We start from the raw sequence: 17101 nt of genomic DNA on the forward strand, positions 1-17101 counted from the left end.
TTTTCTTTAGGGGGAAAGTAAAAAAGAGAGGCTGCCACACTTGCAGAGCAGCCTCCATGAAATAATTTATCGAACTGCTATCTTATGAGTCATACGGCCTTTGGAGGTCTCGATAACCAGCACGTAAATACCTGAATTGAGGCCATCGAAGGACAACAGCGTGGCGTCGACCGAAACGACTTCCCGGCCGCTGATGTCATACAGTGCCATGGATTGAGCCCGGTCGCAAACGATTCCATAAGACTCTTGTACCCAATCGATCGATTCAATCTCTTCGATTGCCGTCGAGGGACCTTCGTTTTTCTCGACATTGAGTTTCATCGATTTCAGATCGACAGTCAACGTATAGTTGCCGGCTTGAGCAGCCTCGACGTAGAACTTGAAGTCGTTGCCATCGCTCAACTTGGTGATTGTCGACTCACCCTCTTGGAACGGAGTGTTGGCAGCCTCGGCGCCATAGGCCGTATAGTCAAAGCTGTTGCCGTCGTAGAATTTCAATTCGCCCTCGGTCAAATCGCCCGTCCAGGAGTATACCCCTTCCTGGTCCTTGACTTCCAGAATATGGTTGTCTTCGAATGTCCAGCCGCCAACGGCATCACCGATGACCCACAACTTTTCGGGATAGGTTTCGGCGATGGTCAGTTTCATGGTGTTTACATCGACCGTCACCTCGTACAAACCCTCGACCAGAACACCGAACTTCCAGTCCTCACTGCTGGTTGTGGTATATTTCAAATCATACTCACCGGGAGCGGCAATCGTCTGCTCAGGCTGAGCCGACACGTACATGCGGTCGTTCCACTTCCGGGTCATCATAAACTTCAAGCCTTCGAAAGCCTCGCACTTGCTCAGTTGCAACGTGCCTTTATAGATGCCCGAATCGAAAGAGGTCTCGGGCAGCTCGATGGCACTCTCGATAGCCCAGTGCACATCCGTAGCATCGCCTATCGCATACACGGCCTCAAAGTGTGCGGCAGCCTGGTCGGGCAACTCGGTACCGTCGATTACCTCGACCAGCGGTTTTTCGCCGGTAAGGTCGACTCTGAATTTATAGCGCCCGGCAGCTGATACCTTGAACGACTTGTCGGGAGCCGTGTAGTCGCTACGATATTCCAACTCGTGAGAACCGGTTGTCAAATCCAGATAGGTTTCATTGGGATTATCGCCCACAACCGTAGAGGCCATGGCCGGGCCATAGCCGGGAGCAAAATCATACGTCGTTACAAAACGCATGCGGCCTTCGGTCAAATCGCCGGTGTATTCATACACACCATCTTCGACCGTTACCATACGAATCACATTATTACTATCCCATTGTGCCGGGGTGGCATCACCTATTACATATAACGAGGCGGGATAATTGCCGGCTGCTACCGTAGCCGAACATAAGGCTAAAGCCGAGAAAAGTAAGAATCTGCTTTTCATGCTATTTAATATTGGGTTAATAAATTTGTTTACACAGAGTACACGCCCTGTTTTCAATTTTCCACACAAAAATAGAAGGGTTATTTGGCCTTGTCAATTCGGTGTAGTAAAAAAGTAGATATTTACTAAAAATAAATATTTTATTATCAATATTTTATACAAAAATACAACATTCATAAAAGTAGCCATTATGATAGCATTTTTCACCCCTAAACAGCTCTGTTTACAATATTCTTTTTATCTTTGTTTCGTCGATTCCCATATCTGCCCATATCGAAGACAAGACAAGAAAAAAAACGATAAACTTTATTTTCTCATCCATGAACATATCACATCGACCTGCCCTCCTGTCGATAGGCATCCTGCTCACCCTGCTCCCTGCCTGTTTTCATACGCAAGCTGCAACCCCAAGCTGCGAACCGCCCCAACTCACCGTCGAAGCAACACTCGACTCGCTCGACCGACTCATCGGCTACCGCTACCGCTTCAGTCAAAAAAAAGAGCGAGAGATACAGACTCTCAAACAAAACCTGAGGAAACAACTCTCACCGGCCGAACGATTCCGGGCTCTCGGCTACCTGGTCGACGCCTATCGGGCATTCAGCATCGACTCTCAAACGGTATATGTAAAACGTCAGATTCATCTGGCCGACCAGGTGAAAAATCGAGACATGCAGGTACAAGCCCGACTCAATATGGTCGAGTGCCTCTACAACGCAGGCATGTACAAAGAAGCCGACGAACTGCTGAACCAGATAAAACGCAGCTCCCTGCCCCATTACATCATTCCCTATTACTACCATTTGAAACGGACTCTCTACGGACTACTGGCCGACTATGCACTGGAGCCGGAGATTCGCAACGACTACAACAAGCACCTGAACCTCTATCGCGACTCTATCTTGCAGTCCAACCCCTCCAACTCGTTTACCTACTATGTGGTCAAGGCAGACGAACTCACCGCACAACACAACTACGCCAGTGCATTGCAAATATTGCGCGAAGCTCTCTATCGAGGCCAACTCAACTCGCACGACCGGGGCATCATCTATTACGGCATGGCCGAAGTCTTTGCCCAGACCCAACAGAACGACAGCACAAAAATCTACTACGCCCTCTCGGCTCAATGCGACCTGAAAGCAGCCGTGCGGGAATATGTTTCGCTGCACCGGCTGGCCGAACTCCTGTTCAACGAGGGCGACATCGAGCGCGCCTACAACTACATCAAATGCTCGGTCGAGGATGCCCGGGCCTGCAACGCTCGGGTGCGCAGCCTCGAATTCATGCCCGTATTCACCATTATCGAAGAGGTATATCAGGCTCAGATACAGAAACAACGCGAACTCTCGATTACGTTTACCTACATCACCTGCGCCTTCTGCGTGATTCTGCTAATCACCTTCGTGATTCTGTTTTTCCAAAACCACAAGCTCAACAGTGTCAAGGAGAAACTCAACCAGACCAACAAACACTTGCAGACCGTGAACAACTCGCTCACCGAGAGCAATCACGTCAAGGAGGAGTACCTGAGCCGATACATGGACCAGTGTGCCGTATATATCGACAAGATGGACGAGTATCGACGTTCGCTCAACAAACTGGCCTCGATGGGTAAGATAGAAGAACTCTCTAAAAATTTGAAATCACAGAACAGTATCAACAACGAACGCAAAATGTTCTATGCCGAGTTTGACCAGTCGTTTCTGAAACTATACCCCGACTTTGTCGAGAAATTCAACGAGTTGCTGGTGCCCGAGGCTCGCATCACCCCCAAGCCCAATTCGCTCACCCCCGAGCTACGCATTTATGCGCTGGTTCGCCTGGGCACGACCGACAGCAACCAAATAGCCCGCTTCCTGTGCTACTCGGTTTCGACCATATACAACTATCGGGTAAAGATTCGCAACTCGGCCATCGGCTCTCGCGACGACTTCGAAGAGCGAGTCATGCACCTGTAACATCCACACCGAAGCGATAGCCGACCCGGGGGAGGGGTATCTGCCACCGCCTCAGGGGCGGCACTTCATACCCTCGACAACTGCCCCCCAATCGGCTCTGTTGCCGAATCGAGAGGAAAAGAAAGCGACTATTTATGTAATCTTTATTGTTAAAGAAACATTTTTCTTAACACATGAGATGAGATATATTTGCTACATTTGCATACGGCTTGCTTACAGTCTAAAAGCTATTTAACTTTTAAGCATACAAATTAAACGAAGAAACTACTTAATACTATATTTATGTCAAACGAATTAAAAGAAGATGCCTTAAAATATCACAGCGAAGGCAAAGCCGGGAAAATCGAAGTCATTCCCACCAAGCCATACAGTACACAGCGCGACCTCTCCCTGGCCTATACGCCGGGCGTAGCCGAACCCTGTCTCGAGATAGAGAAGAACCCCGATACGGCGTATGAATATACGGCCAAGGGAAATCTGGTAGCCGTCATCTCCAACGGTACGGCCGTGCTGGGTCTGGGCGACATCGGTGCCCTGGCCGGCAAGCCGGTGATGGAGGGCAAGGGACTGCTGTTCAAGATATTTGCCGGCATCGACGTGTTCGATATTGAAGTCAACGAAAAAGACCCCGACAAGTTTATCGAGGCCGTCAAGGCCATATCGCCTACCTTCGGCGGTATCAACCTCGAGGATATAAAGGCGCCCGAGTGTTTCGAAATCGAAACCCGCCTGAAAGAGGAGTTGAATATCCCCGTCATGCACGACGACCAGCACGGCACGGCCATCATCTCGGGTGCCGGTCTGCTGAACGCCCTCGAGATACAGGGCAAGAAAATCGAAGAGGCCAAGCTCGTGGTCAACGGTGCCGGTGCCGCCGCCATCTCGTGTACCAAGCTCTACATGGGTCTGGGCATCAGACGCGAAAACATTGTCATGGTCGACAGCAAGGGGGTTATCCGCTCCGACCGTCCCAACCTGCCCCCCTCGAAACAACAGTTCGCTACCGACCGCACCGACATCCACACGCTGGAAGAGGCCATGCGGGGTGCCGATATTTTCCTGGGCCTCTCGGTGGCCGACGTACTTACCCCCGAGATGGTACAGTCGATGAACGAGCGTCCTATCGTCTTTGCCCTGGCCAATCCCAATCCCGAGATTGCCTACGACAAGGCCATGGCTTCGCGCGACGACCTGATTTTCGCCACCGGCCGGTCGGACTATCCCAACCAAATCAACAACGTGCTGGGATTCCCCTATATCTTCCGCGGGGCGCTCGACGTACGCGCCACGACCATCAACGAAGAGATGAAACGGGCCGCCACCTACGCCATTGCCCAGCTCACCAAAGAACCGGTGCCCGACGTGGTCAACTCGGCCTACGGCATCAAGCGCCTCACCTTCGGTCCGCAATACATCATTCCCAAAGCTCTCGACCCGCGGTTGCTCACCGCCGTAGCTCCGGCCGTGGCCCGGGCTGCCATGGAGTCGGGCGTGGCCCAGCACCCCATTACCGACTGGGATGCCTACAACGACCGGCTGAAGAAGCTCATGGGCTATGACAACAAGATGTTGCGCGAGTTTACCGAGATGGCCCGCAAGGAGCCCAAACGGGTGGTATTCGCCGAGGCCAACCACGCCAACATGCTGAAGGCTGCCGAGACGGCCATGCGCGACGGCATCTGCCACCCCATCCTGCTGGGCAACGACGAGCTCATCGGCAAACTGGCCGCCTCGATAGGCGTTGACCTCACGGGCATGCAGATTATCAACCTGCGCCACCCCGACGAGGAGGATCGCCGCTGCCGCTATGCCCACATGCTCACCGAGAAGCGTCAACGCGAGGGCATGACCTACCCCGAGGCTCACGAAAAGATGTTCGACCGCAACTACTTCGGTATGATGATGGTCGAAGCCGGCGAGGCCGATGCCTTCATCACCGGTACCTACTCGAAGTATGCCGAGACCATACAGATAGCCAAGGATGTGATCGGCATCCGTCCGGGTTACAAACACTTCGGCGCCATGCACATCCTGAACACCAAGCGGGGCACCTACTTCATTGCCGATACCCTCATCAACCGCAAGCCCACCACCGATACGCTGGTCGACATTGCCCGACTCGCCTACGACTCGGTGCGCTTCTTTGCGCAAGACCCCGTCATTGCCATGGTCTCCTACTCCAACTTCGGGTCGGACAACCTGGGCAGCCCGCAACGGATACACGAGGCTATCGAGATTCTGCACGAGCAGTACCCCGAGATGCTTATCGACGGCGAAATGCAGATGAACTTCGCCCTCAACAATGCATTGCGCGACAAGACCTACCCCTTCAACAAACTCAAGGGGCGCGAGGTAAACACCATCGTATTCCCCAACCTGAGCTCGGCCAACTCGGCCTACAAACTGATGCTCGAGATGGGGGTAGCCGAGTCGATTGGCCCGATTCAGATGGGATTGAACAAGCCTATCCACTTTACCGACATCGCCAGCTCTACGCGCGACATCGTCAACCTCACCACGGTAGCGGTACTCGATGCCATTGTACAGGAGCGTCAGAACAAAAACAAACAGTAAGCGAGAAGACAGATTATGTATATCGCACTATTCAGCCCTACGGGCGGTACCCGCAAGGCTGCCGAAATCATAGGGAGGGCCATAGACCCGCAGGCCGTCGAGATAGACCTCTCGAAAACCCAAGCCGAAGGGCTGCCCCTCGAGTTAGGGCATGACGAGGTGCTGCTGGCTGCAGTGCCCGTATTCGGCGGACGGGTTCCCGCCATTGCCATCGAACGACTGAAAGGAATCACGGGGCACGACACCCCGGCTATTCCCGTGGTCGTGTATGGCAACCGCGACTACGACGATGCCCTGCTCGAACTGAAGTCGGCGCTGGAGTCGAACGGCTTCCGCCCGGTTGCCGGTATCGCCTGCATTGCCGAGCACTCCATCATGCACGTCTACGCCACCGGCCGTCCCGATGCCGCCGACGAGCAGGTGCTGAAACAGTTTGCCTCACAGATAGTCGACAAGCTCAAGCGGGTGAAGGGCGGTATCCCCGCCCCCATCGAGGTAAAGGGCAACCCCGACTACAAGCCCTACAACGGCGTGCCCCTCAAGCCGCACGCCACCCGCGACTGCAATCGGTGCGGCACCTGTGCCGCCTTGTGCCCGGTGGGTGCCATTCCTCTCGACAATCCGCAGAAGACCGACACCAAGAAGTGCATCTCGTGCATGAGGTGCATCGCGGTGTGTCCGCACCAGGCCCGCAAAGTGAGCAAACTGAAAGTGGCCCTCTCGACCCGAATGCTGAAAAAGGCATGCGAGGTGCGCAAAGAGCCCGAGCTGTTTATCTAAAAAGAATATAGCCTCGCCTCCGGGAAGCGACGCGCAAGGGCCCCCTCACACGATAAATAGGGGATTGTCGGGCGTCGAATGACGGGGCGAAAAATGAAAACCTTCGGCCGAAAAGGCCTCCAACTCCTGGGGAGTCGTGAGTCTGTTTTTCAAGATAAAACGGGTCATGGCTCCCCTCATCATTTTGGCATAGACCACAATGGTCTTGAGGATGTCGCCTTTGCTCACCTTGAACTCGGGAGTAACCACCCGCACCTCGCGGTTGAGGCGCGCCCAGTCGAGCGACTGTTGTATTTCGCGGCTGGCCAGATTGACCAGAATGCCGCCGGCAGCCTGCACGTCGGCAATGAGCCGGTCGGTTATGCGGGGGCGCCAGTAGGCATCCAGCGGGCAACCCGTCGAGGGGAGCTCCACGGTATACTCCATGCGGTAGGGCTTGATGCCGTCGAGAGCACGGGTGAGCCCATAGCAGGCCGAGGCGATGCGCAAGTGGTCCTGGGCATAGGTGAAGTCGGCCGCCGTGAAATCGGCCGGCGAGAGGTAACGGAAGACAATGCCCGTATAGGCCAGCAGCGAAGGCACCGCAGGCGTCTCGGGCGAGAGGAAGGCGTTGTACCGTTCCCAGGTCTGCAGGGCCAGCGAGCGGCTCACACCCAGCATCGCAGCCAGTTCGTCGACCGAGTAACCCACCATCTCGCGGGCTATCCGGGTAGCTTCGTCCACAAAGAGGGGCTCCGTCACGGCGGGCACCTCGATCTTACTCTTTCCGGTCATGGTCTTGGCCGGTGACAACAATACCAGCATAGGTTCGGCTATTTAGTCAGTTGAATCGTTTTTGCAACTCGTCATGCGAAATGACGACAAAGACCGTCTTCCCCGCAGGGGTATAGGCCGGCGTCTTGAGCGAAAGCAGGTCGTCGACCATCGTCGACATCTCCTCTTTCGAGAGCGTCTGCCCCACCGGCACGGCGGCAGCCTCGGCCAGCGTCCAGGCGATGCGCTGCTGCAGGGAGGTTTTGGCGTCATGCTCCTTCTCCGAGGCGGTCGCAATCATCTGCCCTATCAGGTCGCAGGCATCGACCCCCTCTATCCCGGCGGGTACGGCATTGACCGAATAGCTGTTCTGCCCCATATCGGCCAGGTCGAATCCCAAGGCCGTCAAGTCGTCCCAAATCTCCCGCAGGACGGCGGCCTGCGAAACAGTGAGCTGCATCATCTCGGGGAAGAGGATACGTTGCGAGGCCATCTCGCGCGACGAGAAGCCCGCCATGAAACGCTCGAAGAGAATCACGCCGTGAGCCCGATGCTGGTCGACAATCATCAGACCGTCGGCCGTAGGCACGGCAATGTAGCGACCCTTCAACTGCAACACGGGCCGCCCGCTTTGGTTCAGTTTCGACTCAAATTCGGGGAAAATACCGCTCTCCTGAGGGGCTTTAGGCTCTTCGTCGGAGAGACGCGACACGTAACCGCCCGAGAAGTCGACCTTCGAAGGCACCACCTCGTCGGTATCGGGAGTCAGACTCTCCCCTCCGCCGGCGCTGTTGAAACTGCTGTACAGCTGCTGCCAGTCGTATTGGGGCCGCTTGGCCGACGTGCCTCCCCCACCCGACCGGAAGGGGTTGTACGACTTGTCGACCTGCACCGTGGGAGGTACCACATGGGCTCCCGGTTTCGAGGTGGGAATCTCGGGGGCATCCTCCATGTCGAAGTCGATGGTGGGTGTCGCACTGTATTTGCCCAACGCCTCCTTGACCGAAGCCGAAAGAATCTGCCAGATAGGCTGCTCGTTCTCGAACTTGATTTCCGACTTCGTGGGATGAATGTTCACGTCGATGGTTTCGGGCTCGACCGTGAGGTTGATGAAGTAGTTGGGCATCTCGCCTACCGGTACCAGATTTTCGTAGCAGATGGTCACCGCCTTATGGAAATAGGGGTGACGCATGTAACGCCCGTTGACGAAAAAGTATTGCAGGGCTCCCCGCTTGCGGGCCGACTCGGGCCGGCCTACATAGCCCGAGATCTTGACCAGCGAAGTCGAGGTATCGAGCGAGAGCAACTGTTGGTTGAGGCTCTTCCCGAAGAGGGCCACGATGCGCTGGCGCAGGTTGGAGGCCGGCAGGTCGAAGAGTTCGGTATCGTTGTGCGTGAGGGTAAAGGCCACCTGGGTATTGATGAGGGCCATACGCTCAAACTCGCTCAGGATGTTGCTCAGCTCCACCTGATTCGACTTGAGGAACTTGCGACGGGCCGGCACGTTGAAAAAGATATTCTTCACGGAAAAGTTGCTGCCTACGGGCGTGGAGACGGACTCCTGCCCCTCGCATTGCGAGGCAGCCATGCGGACGCAGGTGCCCACCTCGTCCTCGCTGCGGCGGGTACGCAACTCAACCTGAGCAATGGCGGCAATCGAGGCCAACGCCTCGCCGCGGAAACCCATGGTGTGCAAGGTGAAAAGGTCTTCGGCCTTGCGTATCTTGGAGGTCGAGTGGCGCTCGAAAGCGAGCCGGGCGTCGGTGGGCGACATGCCCTTGCCGTTGTCGATTACCTGAATAAGGGTGCGGCCGGCATCCTTCAGTACAATCTGAATCGCAGTGGCACCGGCATCGACCGCATTCTCGACCAGCTCCTTGATGACCGAGGCCGGCCGTTGTATCACCTCGCCCGCGGCTATCTGATTGGCCACGGAATCGGGCAACAAATGTATAATATCACTCATAAAACCTCCTCTCGCTAATGACTGAACCGATGCTTCTTCTCCTCCTCGACCACCTCGGGCTTCACCTCGGGCTTGCGGAAGATGTCGTCGGGGCTCGTCGGCCTCAGCTCGTCGTACCACTTGTAGGCGGGCAGATAGAGCTGGTCGGGCTTCACCTGTTCCATGGGTGTCATGCTGCCCTGCGGCTGTGGCCAGATGATAATCTTCTCCATCTGCTGATTCTTCAGATACATGGTGAGGAATCCGCTCTCGGCCTTGTTGAGCCCCGTGAGGGTAGAGTCGCGCTCCTGCGGGTAGAAAATGGTCTGGGCGTTACCGCTCACATCGACCTGACGCAACTGCCCCTGGTCGAACCACGCCATCAGAGTCTTGCCCGACACCTGGTCGAAGAAGACCGAATCCTTGTGCTGAGTAGCAAAGGCGGCGGCCGGGATATAGGCCCAGTCGACCGAACTGTCGTTCATGTGTATGCGTATGGTGTCGCCCGTTATCTGGTAGTTCTCGTTCCAGATGATGGGCAGTTTGTACATGTGCAGCAACGAGTCGGCCGAGGTGAACTCCATCGAGTCGCACACCCCCTGGGCATCGACCCGGAAGAACCGCACGCCGTGATAGGCCTGCAGCAGACGGGTAGAATCGGGCAAAATGAGGTGCGACTTGAGGGTATCGGCGTGCAGGTAGAGGGTGTCGCCTCGCGAAAACTCGAGCACCCGGGCCGAGTCGGTGGCAAACGAATATTCGGTGCGCTCGTTGTAGAAGCCATACTGCCCCTCCATGATGATGGAGCGTACCGAGTCGTTGAGCACCATATTGCCGAAGACCTCGCCGAAGCCCGACCGGCGGTCGTAGTAGATGGTATCGCCCGTGAGGCTCTGCCCCTTCGAGGTGACCAGCGAGCGCTTCAGCAACATGGACTTGTCGGTCTCGGTGTTGTACCAGCCGGCGGTCGAATAGATGATGTTGCTGTCCGAGACGATGGTCGAAGGGCCCACGATGTCGGCTATCTTGGTTTGGGTATTGTACTCGAGGGTATCGGAGTAGAGAGTGTACTTCTCGTTAATCAGCTGCACGTCGAAGTTGAAGACCGACTGCTTCGTGTCGGGCGAGTATTGGCCGTAGACCGACGAGAGTTCGTTTTGCGAGTCGACCAGCTTGCCCCCGTCGAAATAGTAGCCGATGTTGGGTATCATCTCGTAGTTGAGACTGTCGGTAAAGAGGGTCACGTCGCGGTTCTCCATGCGCACATTCTCGCGCAGGCGGGCTATCTGCTCGTTGCCGTTGTAGTAGAGCACATCGCCGTAGATAAAGAGGGTGTCGCCCTGCTCCATGTGCACGTTGCCGAAGGCATCGAGCGAGTTGTCCTTTTCATAAAAATAGGCACTGTCGCAATACATGTACATGCTGTCCTTGCGGAATACCACATTGCCCCGCAACACCCGGTAGTCGGCACTCTGCTCCTTGTCGAAGGTGAGTTCGTCGCTGTTGAGCAGATAGACCTTGTTAGGGTCGTCGCGCGGCGGCAAAGGCCGTTGCGGCGTAGTCGTAGCAGCCCACATACCAACAGCAAGCAGGCATAAAACACCTGCCAGCGTTTTATGCCTCTTACCTTGGTTATCCATATTTCTGTTCTTATCGTGCCCCATAGGCGCTTAATTCTTAATCCAACCGTCGTATTTAAATTCGCAGTTTCGCCACCCGTCCTTGATGCGGATGTAGGTTTCGTTCTGCTTCTTGGCCAGCCACTCGTTCAGGATTTCGGTTTTCTTCTTCTCCTCCACGATGGCCTTGAGGGTCTGATAGTCGTCCGACATGTTGGCCTTGTGTCCCTCGATGCGGCTCTTCAGTTTCACGATAGCCACCACCTCTTTGTTCTTACGCTCGTCGGTCATCACAAAGGGCTTCGAGATGTCGCCCACCTGCATGTCGGCCACCACCTTGGCGACATCCTGCGGGAGCTGCCCCATCTCGAACTTGGGGTTACCGGTCTGGGGATTCACCATCAACCCCTTGTTGTTGCGGGTATCCTTGTCTTGTGAAACAAATTGGGTAATCTCGTCGAACGAAAACTTCTTGTTGTCGACCAAGTCGGTACGGAGGGAGTCGAGACGTTCCAACGCATCGGTTATATCCTTTTCGGATACATGCGGACGCAGCAGAATGTGACGCACATTGATGCGGTCGCCCCGCTTCTCGATGAGCTGGATGATGTGGTAGCCGTACTCGGTCTCGACAATCTTCGACACCTTTTTCGGGTCGTTCAGGTTGAAGGCCACATCGGCAAACTCGGGCACCAGGTTGCTCTTGCTCACAAAGCCCATCTCGCCGCCCATCATGGCTGTACCCCGGTCTTCGGAGTAGAGCACGGCCAGGGTCGAGAAGTCGCGTTCGCCGCGGTTCACCTGGTCGCTGAAGTCGCGCAACCGGGCCTTCACGTTGTCAATCTCCTGCTGGGGAACCTTGGGGTTGAGGGTAATAATCTGCACCTCGACCTGCAAGGGGATATAGGGGATACTGTCGGAGGGCAACTGGTTGTAGAAGCGACGCACCTCGGCGGGGGTAATCTTCACATCCTTGACCAGCGTGCGCTGTACCTCCTGCACCGTGCCCTGGTCGCGAATGATATTGGCCAGCTCTTCGCGAATCTCGGTAACGGGTTTCTTGAAATACTCCTCCATCTTCTCCTTGGAACCGATGTTGGCAATGAGGTAGTTGATACGGGCCTCGACCTGCTGGAAAACAGTGGCGTCGGGCACCGTAATGGTGTCGAGCTTGGCCTGGTGCAGGAAGAGTTTCTGCACGGCGAGCTGCTCGGGTATCACACAATAGGGATCGCCGTCGATACGCTGCCCGTCATATTGCATCTGGCGGTACTGCTCCTCGACCTCCGACTTGTAGATGGCCTCGTCGCCTACGACCCATACGACCTCGTCGATGACGTTGTCGTCGTCATCGGCAAAAACCGGCAGAGACACCGCTACTGCCAATACGAAAAACAAAAGCCAATCAGTAAGTTTACGCATAATTCAAAAATCTTATTTTATACTATCGTCTCGCAGAGATTGCTCTCGCGGATATAACCATTTTATTTCGCCCGATTTCTCGGCGTCGTTGTAGAGATTCTCCTCCAGTTCCCGGTTGAAGTCGAGCCGGTTGCTGTTGGCCAGAATCTCCTGTATCTGAGTCTTGGCAAAATCGTAGGGCATCACCTCGCCCGGAGCCTTGTACTCGGTAATGTTGAGCAGATACCAGTAGCCGTTCTTGTTGAACTCGAGCTTGCGGTGACTCTTCAAGAAGGTTTCGGGGTCGCCGAACTCGTAGGGGATATTGCTCACAATCTCTTCAAAGGGTACCCAACGATCGTAGAAGTAGTCGTAGATAACGACATTTTTCAAGGCATACTTCTCAATCTTCTCCACCCCGTCGGACTTGGGCGAACAATACCACTTTTTCAACTGCCCGATGTTGGGAGCATTCTCGGGGACCTTCAGAAAGAGACCTTTGAGAATAGCCTCGCGCAAGCGGAACATATCGGAGTTTTTCTCGTAATAGTCGAGCATCTCCTGCTCGTCGATCTCCTTGTCGGCCCGCTCGCTCAACAACCGCTTGCGGTACTCGAAGATGACCAGATCGCGACGGTATCGCTCGACCAGTGCGTCGATGCGCTCCAGGTCGGGCACATTCTTGCGAGCTACCTCGTAGAGCAGCTCGTCGTCGATCCAGCGGTGTATGTAACGCTCGGCAAACTCGGCACTATCGGCAGGCGAAAGTCCCTCGGGCATGGCCTCGACAACCTCGTGGCGCGACAGGATGGCATCGCCCACCTGCACCAGCGAATCTTCATCGGTCCGTAACCCACTTCGGCACGCCGTGAAAAGGCATGCCGAAAGGATTGCAGCGAATAGTGTTGTCGATACTTTATACATGTTGCCGAGCGCCGTGGTTAATCGTCTGCTAAAATACGACTAAATAACCACTTGCTATTGCTTGTTAACGGTTTTTAGAACATCTTCATTTATTTCTACCGGGTACTTCTTGTTGAGGTTTTCGACCCATACCTTCTCGAGATAGTTCTGATAATCGGCCGTCACCTGACCGCGTACGTCGGTATAAGCCTCGGGATATTTCTTCAACAGCTTGCCCGACACGAAGGCTACCGGCAGTTTCTCGTCGGCCTTGGCCGGAGCGCCCTTGAATACCAGTTGGTCTACCCAACCATTCTCGCCCTCGACAAAGAGGCCGCGCTCTACCTTCACCCGGGTGAGCGAGTCGGTGTTGAACTCGCGGGTGAGTACCACGATTACCGAGTCGGCATCGAGTTTCTTCAACTGTTTCTTGATGGCCGTGGCGGTGGTATCGTCGCTACATTGGATAAGGAACCCTTTGTAGTGCGGTTTGTCCCATTTGTATTTTTTCTTGTTTTTCTTGAAGAACTTCTGCAGGCCTTCGGTATCTTGCGAAGCCTTCTCCCATACCTCACGGTTGCTCACTTCGAAGAGCAGCATGCCGTCGCGGTATTCGTTCATCAGGTTGCGGAAGTCGGGATATTTCTCCTCGAGACGGCTCTTCTCGTAATCGAGAATCTCGCGGTCGACCATGAAACCGACCATGGCCGAGATGTAGTCCGACACGTTGCGAGTCACGTCGCGACCCTTGGGCAAGAACTTGGCAAAGTCGGCTACGGTATAGGTGTGACCCTGGAACGAGAAGAGTTGGCTCTGGTCGTTGTGAATGGCTGCGATGTAAGACGAATCGACCTTACCCATCTCCTGGGCCAGCTTCATCAGTTTCTCCTGCTGAGCCTCGACCAGTGCGAAATTGTATTCGGTCTTCAACTTGGCCACCATGGCATTGCGAGCCATGCCGCCCCGCTCGTCGCGAGTCATCATGCGGGCAATCTCCGAACGCATCTGCTCAAAGGGCTTGATACCCCGCTTGTCGAGCAACTTGATGATGTGCCAGCCATAGGGCGAGAGCACGGGCTCGGAGATGTCGCCTTTGTTCTTGAGGGCAAAACCGGCATCTTCAAACTCTTTGACAAACTGACCGCTGCTTACCCAGGGCAACTCACCGCCGCGTACGGCCGTGCCTTTGTCCTCCGAGCGCTCCTTGGCCAGCGTGGCAAAGTCGGCCCCGGCCTTCAACTCGGCATAGATGGCACGAATCTCGGCCTCTTTCTGTTTCTTCACCTCGTCGGAAGCGTTGCGGGGAACCAGCACCATGATGTGTGCAAAGAGAAACTCACCGGGGTTGGGCCGGCGGCTGTGTACCTTGATGATGTGGTAGCCAAACTGGGTCTCCACCACGTCCGACACCTCGCCCGGCTGCAGGGCAAATGCGGCTTTCTCGAACGGATAGACGGTGCGGCCGCCACTGATGAATCCCAAATAGCCTTTGTTCTGGCGCGAACCGTCTTCGCTGTATTTCTCGGCCAGAGCACCGAAGTCCTGACCGTCTCTGATGCAGTTCAATATCGAGTCGGCTTTCTGCCGTGCGGCTGCACGCTCCTCGGGAGTGCGGGCATTGAGGCCGATAAGGATGTGGCTAACCTCTACATCCTCTTTCATGCGGTCGTAAGCCTCGCGGGCCAACTTCTCGTCGACCGACGAATCGATGAGATAGGGCTTGGCCAACTCGTCGCGATACCCGGCCAACTCTTTTTTGAATGCGGCGGTCGTGTCGATGCCCAGAGCCTCGGCCTCGGCCACCTTGAGTTTATAGTTCTTAAATAGCGTAACGTATTCGTCGAGCGACTTCTGGTCGATTTGCTGCTGGCTGTTCTTGTTGTAGATATACTCGAACTCCGATTTGTGAATATCCTTGTTGTTTACTCTCATAATGACCGGGTCTACATCGGCAGCCAAGACCCAGGCCCAGGAATTACCGGCAAGCAAAGCCGCTACAAGCCATTTGTTTTTCATTGTGTTATGCGTTATGTTTTTATCGAGACCCTTGCGGGCTCAAGTTATCAAAAAAATAATACACTATTTTAACGCTGCAACGATAGAAAAATTATATGGCAACCGCTAAAATAGTGTATCATTTTTTCGCAAAAATCTATTTCACTCCGTTATCCCCGGCTGTAATTGGGAGCCTCGCTGGTGATGGTCACGTCGTGGGGGTGACTCTCGGCTACACCGGCGTTGGTGATACGGGTAAATTTAGCGTTGTGCAGGGCTTCGATGTCCTTGGCACCGCAATAGCCCATACCGGCACGCAGACCGCCTACCATCTGGTAAACCACTTCGTAGAGCGAGCCTTTGAAGGGGACACGGGCGGCGATACCCTCGGGTACCAGCTTCTTGGTATCGGTTTCGTTGGCCTGGAAATAACGGTCTTTCGAACCCTTCTCCATGGCTTCGAGCGAACCCATGCCGCGGTACGACTTGTACTTACGGCCGTTGAAGATGATGGTCTCGCCCGGCGACTCTTCCACACCGGCCAGCATGCCACCCAGCATCACCGAGTAGGCTCCGGCGGCCAGCGCCTTGACAATATCGCCCGAGTAACGGATACCACCGTCGGCAATCAAGGGTACACCCGTACCTTTCAGAGCCTTGGCCACATCATATACGGCCGACAGCTGAGGCACACCCACACCGGCAATAACGCGGGTCGTACAGATGGAACCCGGACCGATACCGACTTTCACACCGTCGGCTCCGGCATCGACCAGGTAACGGGCAGCCTCGCCAGTGGCAATATTGCCCACAACGACATCGATGTCGGGATATTTGGCCTTAATATCTTTCAATACGCCAATCACACCTTTGGAGTGACCGTGTGCCGTATCGATGACGATAGCATCGGCACCGGCCTCGACCAGGGCGTCGACACGGGTCATCGAGTCGACGGTAACGCCCACTCCGGCAGCTACGCGCAGACGGCCCAGCTTGTCTTTGCAGGCAAACGGTTTGTCCTTGGCTTTGGTAATATCCTTGTAGGTTACCAGTCCTACGAGATGCCCTTCCTTGTCGACTACGGGCAGCTTCTCGATCTTGTATTTCTGGAGGATGTCGGCAGCCTGCTGCAGGTCGGTCGACTGCGAGGTTGTAACCAGGTTCTCCTTGGTCATCACCTCGTCGACCAAACGGTCGAGATCGCGCTCAAACCGCAAGTCGCGGTTGGTAACGATACCCACCAGTATCTTGTTTTCGTTGACTACGGGGATACCACCGATGTGGTATTCGCTCATCATCGCCAATGCTTCGCGCACCGTAGAGCCGCAACGTATGGTCACGGGGTCGTAAATCATACCGTTCTCGGCACGTTTCACGGCGTGTACCTGCCGGGCCTGGGCCTCGATGCTCATGTTTTTATGAATCACGCCAATGCCGCCTTCGCGAGCGATAGCGATTGCCAACTGTGCTTCGGTAACGGTATCCATGGCCGCCGAAACTAAAGGAATATTTAATCGGATATTTCGTGAAAACTGTGTCGAGAGCTCGACTTCACGAGGGAGGACTTCGGAGTAAGCGGGGATTAACAATACATCGTCAAAGGTTAATCCGTCCATCACCACTTTTTCTGCAACAAATGACATAATGAAGTTCATTAGAATTTTATTGCATGCAAAGATAAAAATTTTTTGCAAGCTATTATAGAGCTTCGACAGATTTTTTTATTATTTATTGTTCGCTCCAAAGAG

At 54.8% G+C, this 17101-nt stretch carries 11 protein-coding genes; 3 read left to right on the forward strand and 8 right to left on the reverse strand.

Features of this window, described 5'->3' with window-relative positions; genetic code table 11:
* Positions 1 to 66: 66 nt before the first annotated feature.
* Positions 67 to 1425, reverse strand: a complete 1359-nt coding sequence (locus NW211_RS03740; RefSeq protein WP_258326971.1) for a SusF/SusE family outer membrane protein — start codon at positions 1423 to 1425, stop codon at positions 67 to 69.
* Between the two features lie 320 nt (positions 1426 to 1745).
* Between NW211_RS03740 and NW211_RS03745 the strand changes: the two genes are divergently transcribed.
* The 3 genes from NW211_RS03745 (at position 1746) to NW211_RS03755 (ending at position 6737) form a co-directional block, all read left to right on the forward strand.
* Complete coding sequence (locus NW211_RS03745) at positions 1746 to 3383, forward strand: DUF6377 domain-containing protein (protein ID WP_258326972.1); 1638 nt, start codon at positions 1746 to 1748, stop codon at positions 3381 to 3383.
* A gap of 282 nt (positions 3384 to 3665) precedes the next feature.
* Complete coding sequence (locus NW211_RS03750) at positions 3666 to 5957, forward strand: NADP-dependent malic enzyme (protein ID WP_087407643.1); 2292 nt, start codon at positions 3666 to 3668, stop codon at positions 5955 to 5957.
* Positions 5958 to 5972: 15 nt separating this feature from the next.
* Complete coding sequence (locus NW211_RS03755; RefSeq protein WP_258326973.1) at positions 5973 to 6737, forward strand: EFR1 family ferrodoxin; 765 nt, start codon at positions 5973 to 5975, stop codon at positions 6735 to 6737.
* Positions 6738 to 6782: 45 nt separating this feature from the next.
* On the opposite strand, the gene NW211_RS03760 is transcribed toward NW211_RS03755, so the two are convergent.
* From NW211_RS03760 to guaB, 7 genes are all read right to left on the reverse strand, one after another.
* Positions 6783 to 7541, reverse strand: a complete 759-nt coding sequence (locus tag NW211_RS03760; RefSeq protein WP_258326974.1) for a YaaA family protein — start codon at positions 7539 to 7541, stop codon at positions 6783 to 6785.
* A 16-nt stretch (positions 7542 to 7557) separates the two neighbouring features.
* Positions 7558 to 9456 carry a DNA mismatch repair endonuclease MutL gene (gene mutL, locus NW211_RS03765; RefSeq protein ID WP_258326975.1) on the reverse strand — a complete coding sequence of 633 codons (1899 nt, stop codon included), beginning with the start codon at positions 9454 to 9456 and terminating at the stop codon, positions 7558 to 7560.
* A 14-nt stretch (positions 9457 to 9470) separates the two neighbouring features.
* Positions 9471 to 11075: an OstA-like protein gene (locus NW211_RS03770; RefSeq protein ID WP_258326976.1), complete on the reverse strand. Its 1605-nt coding sequence runs from the start codon at positions 11073 to 11075 to the stop codon at positions 9471 to 9473.
* Between the two features lie 30 nt (positions 11076 to 11105).
* Positions 11106 to 12476: a peptidylprolyl isomerase gene (locus tag NW211_RS03775; protein ID WP_087407648.1), complete on the reverse strand. Its 1371-nt coding sequence runs from the start codon at positions 12474 to 12476 to the stop codon at positions 11106 to 11108.
* Between the two features lie 12 nt (positions 12477 to 12488).
* The gene (locus tag NW211_RS03780; RefSeq protein WP_087407649.1) at positions 12489 to 13379 is read right to left on the reverse strand and encodes a peptidylprolyl isomerase; all 891 of its coding nucleotides are present in this window, start codon (positions 13377 to 13379) and stop codon (positions 12489 to 12491) included.
* Positions 13380 to 13433: 54 nt separating this feature from the next.
* On the reverse strand, positions 13434 to 15374 hold the full coding sequence (locus tag NW211_RS03785) for a peptidylprolyl isomerase (RefSeq protein WP_087407650.1): 1941 nt from the start codon (positions 15372 to 15374) through the stop codon (positions 13434 to 13436).
* Between the two features lie 149 nt (positions 15375 to 15523).
* A complete protein-coding gene (guaB, locus tag NW211_RS03790) occupies positions 15524 to 16996 on the reverse strand; it encodes an IMP dehydrogenase (protein WP_258326977.1) in 1473 nt (490 codons plus the stop codon).
* Between the last annotated feature and the right edge of the window lie 105 nt (positions 16997 to 17101).

This window comes from Barnesiella sp. ET7 (genome assembly GCF_024733785.1).
GTDB classification, from domain to species: domain Bacteria; phylum Bacteroidota; class Bacteroidia; order Bacteroidales; family Barnesiellaceae; genus Barnesiella; species Barnesiella merdigallinarum.

Excerpts from the sequence above, each read along its gene's own strand:
- NW211_RS03775 (WP_087407648.1), bottom strand. The coding sequence starts at position 12,476 with ATGCGTAAACTTACTGATTGGCTTTTGTTTTTCGTATTGGCAGTAGCG.
- NW211_RS03750 (WP_087407643.1), top strand. The coding sequence starts at position 3,666 with ATGTCAAACGAATTAAAAGAAGATGCCTTAAAATATCACAGCGAAGGC.
- NW211_RS03760 (WP_258326974.1), bottom strand. The coding sequence starts at position 7,541 with ATGCTGGTATTGTTGTCACCGGCCAAGACCATGACCGGAAAGAGTAAG.
- mutL (WP_258326975.1), bottom strand. The coding sequence starts at position 9,456 with ATGAGTGATATTATACATTTGTTGCCCGATTCCGTGGCCAATCAGATA.
- NW211_RS03770 (WP_258326976.1), bottom strand. The coding sequence starts at position 11,075 with ATGGATAACCAAGGTAAGAGGCATAAAACGCTGGCAGGTGTTTTATGC.
- NW211_RS03780 (WP_087407649.1), bottom strand. The coding sequence starts at position 13,379 with ATGTATAAAGTATCGACAACACTATTCGCTGCAATCCTTTCGGCATGC.
- guaB (WP_258326977.1), bottom strand. The coding sequence starts at position 16,996 with ATGTCATTTGTTGCAGAAAAAGTGGTGATGGACGGATTAACCTTTGAC.
- NW211_RS03745 (WP_258326972.1), top strand. The coding sequence starts at position 1,746 with ATGAACATATCACATCGACCTGCCCTCCTGTCGATAGGCATCCTGCTC.
- NW211_RS03785 (WP_087407650.1), bottom strand. The coding sequence starts at position 15,374 with ATGAAAAACAAATGGCTTGTAGCGGCTTTGCTTGCCGGTAATTCCTGG.
- NW211_RS03740 (WP_258326971.1), bottom strand. The coding sequence starts at position 1,425 with ATGAAAAGCAGATTCTTACTTTTCTCGGCTTTAGCCTTATGTTCGGCT.
- NW211_RS03755 (WP_258326973.1), top strand. The coding sequence starts at position 5,973 with ATGTATATCGCACTATTCAGCCCTACGGGCGGTACCCGCAAGGCTGCC.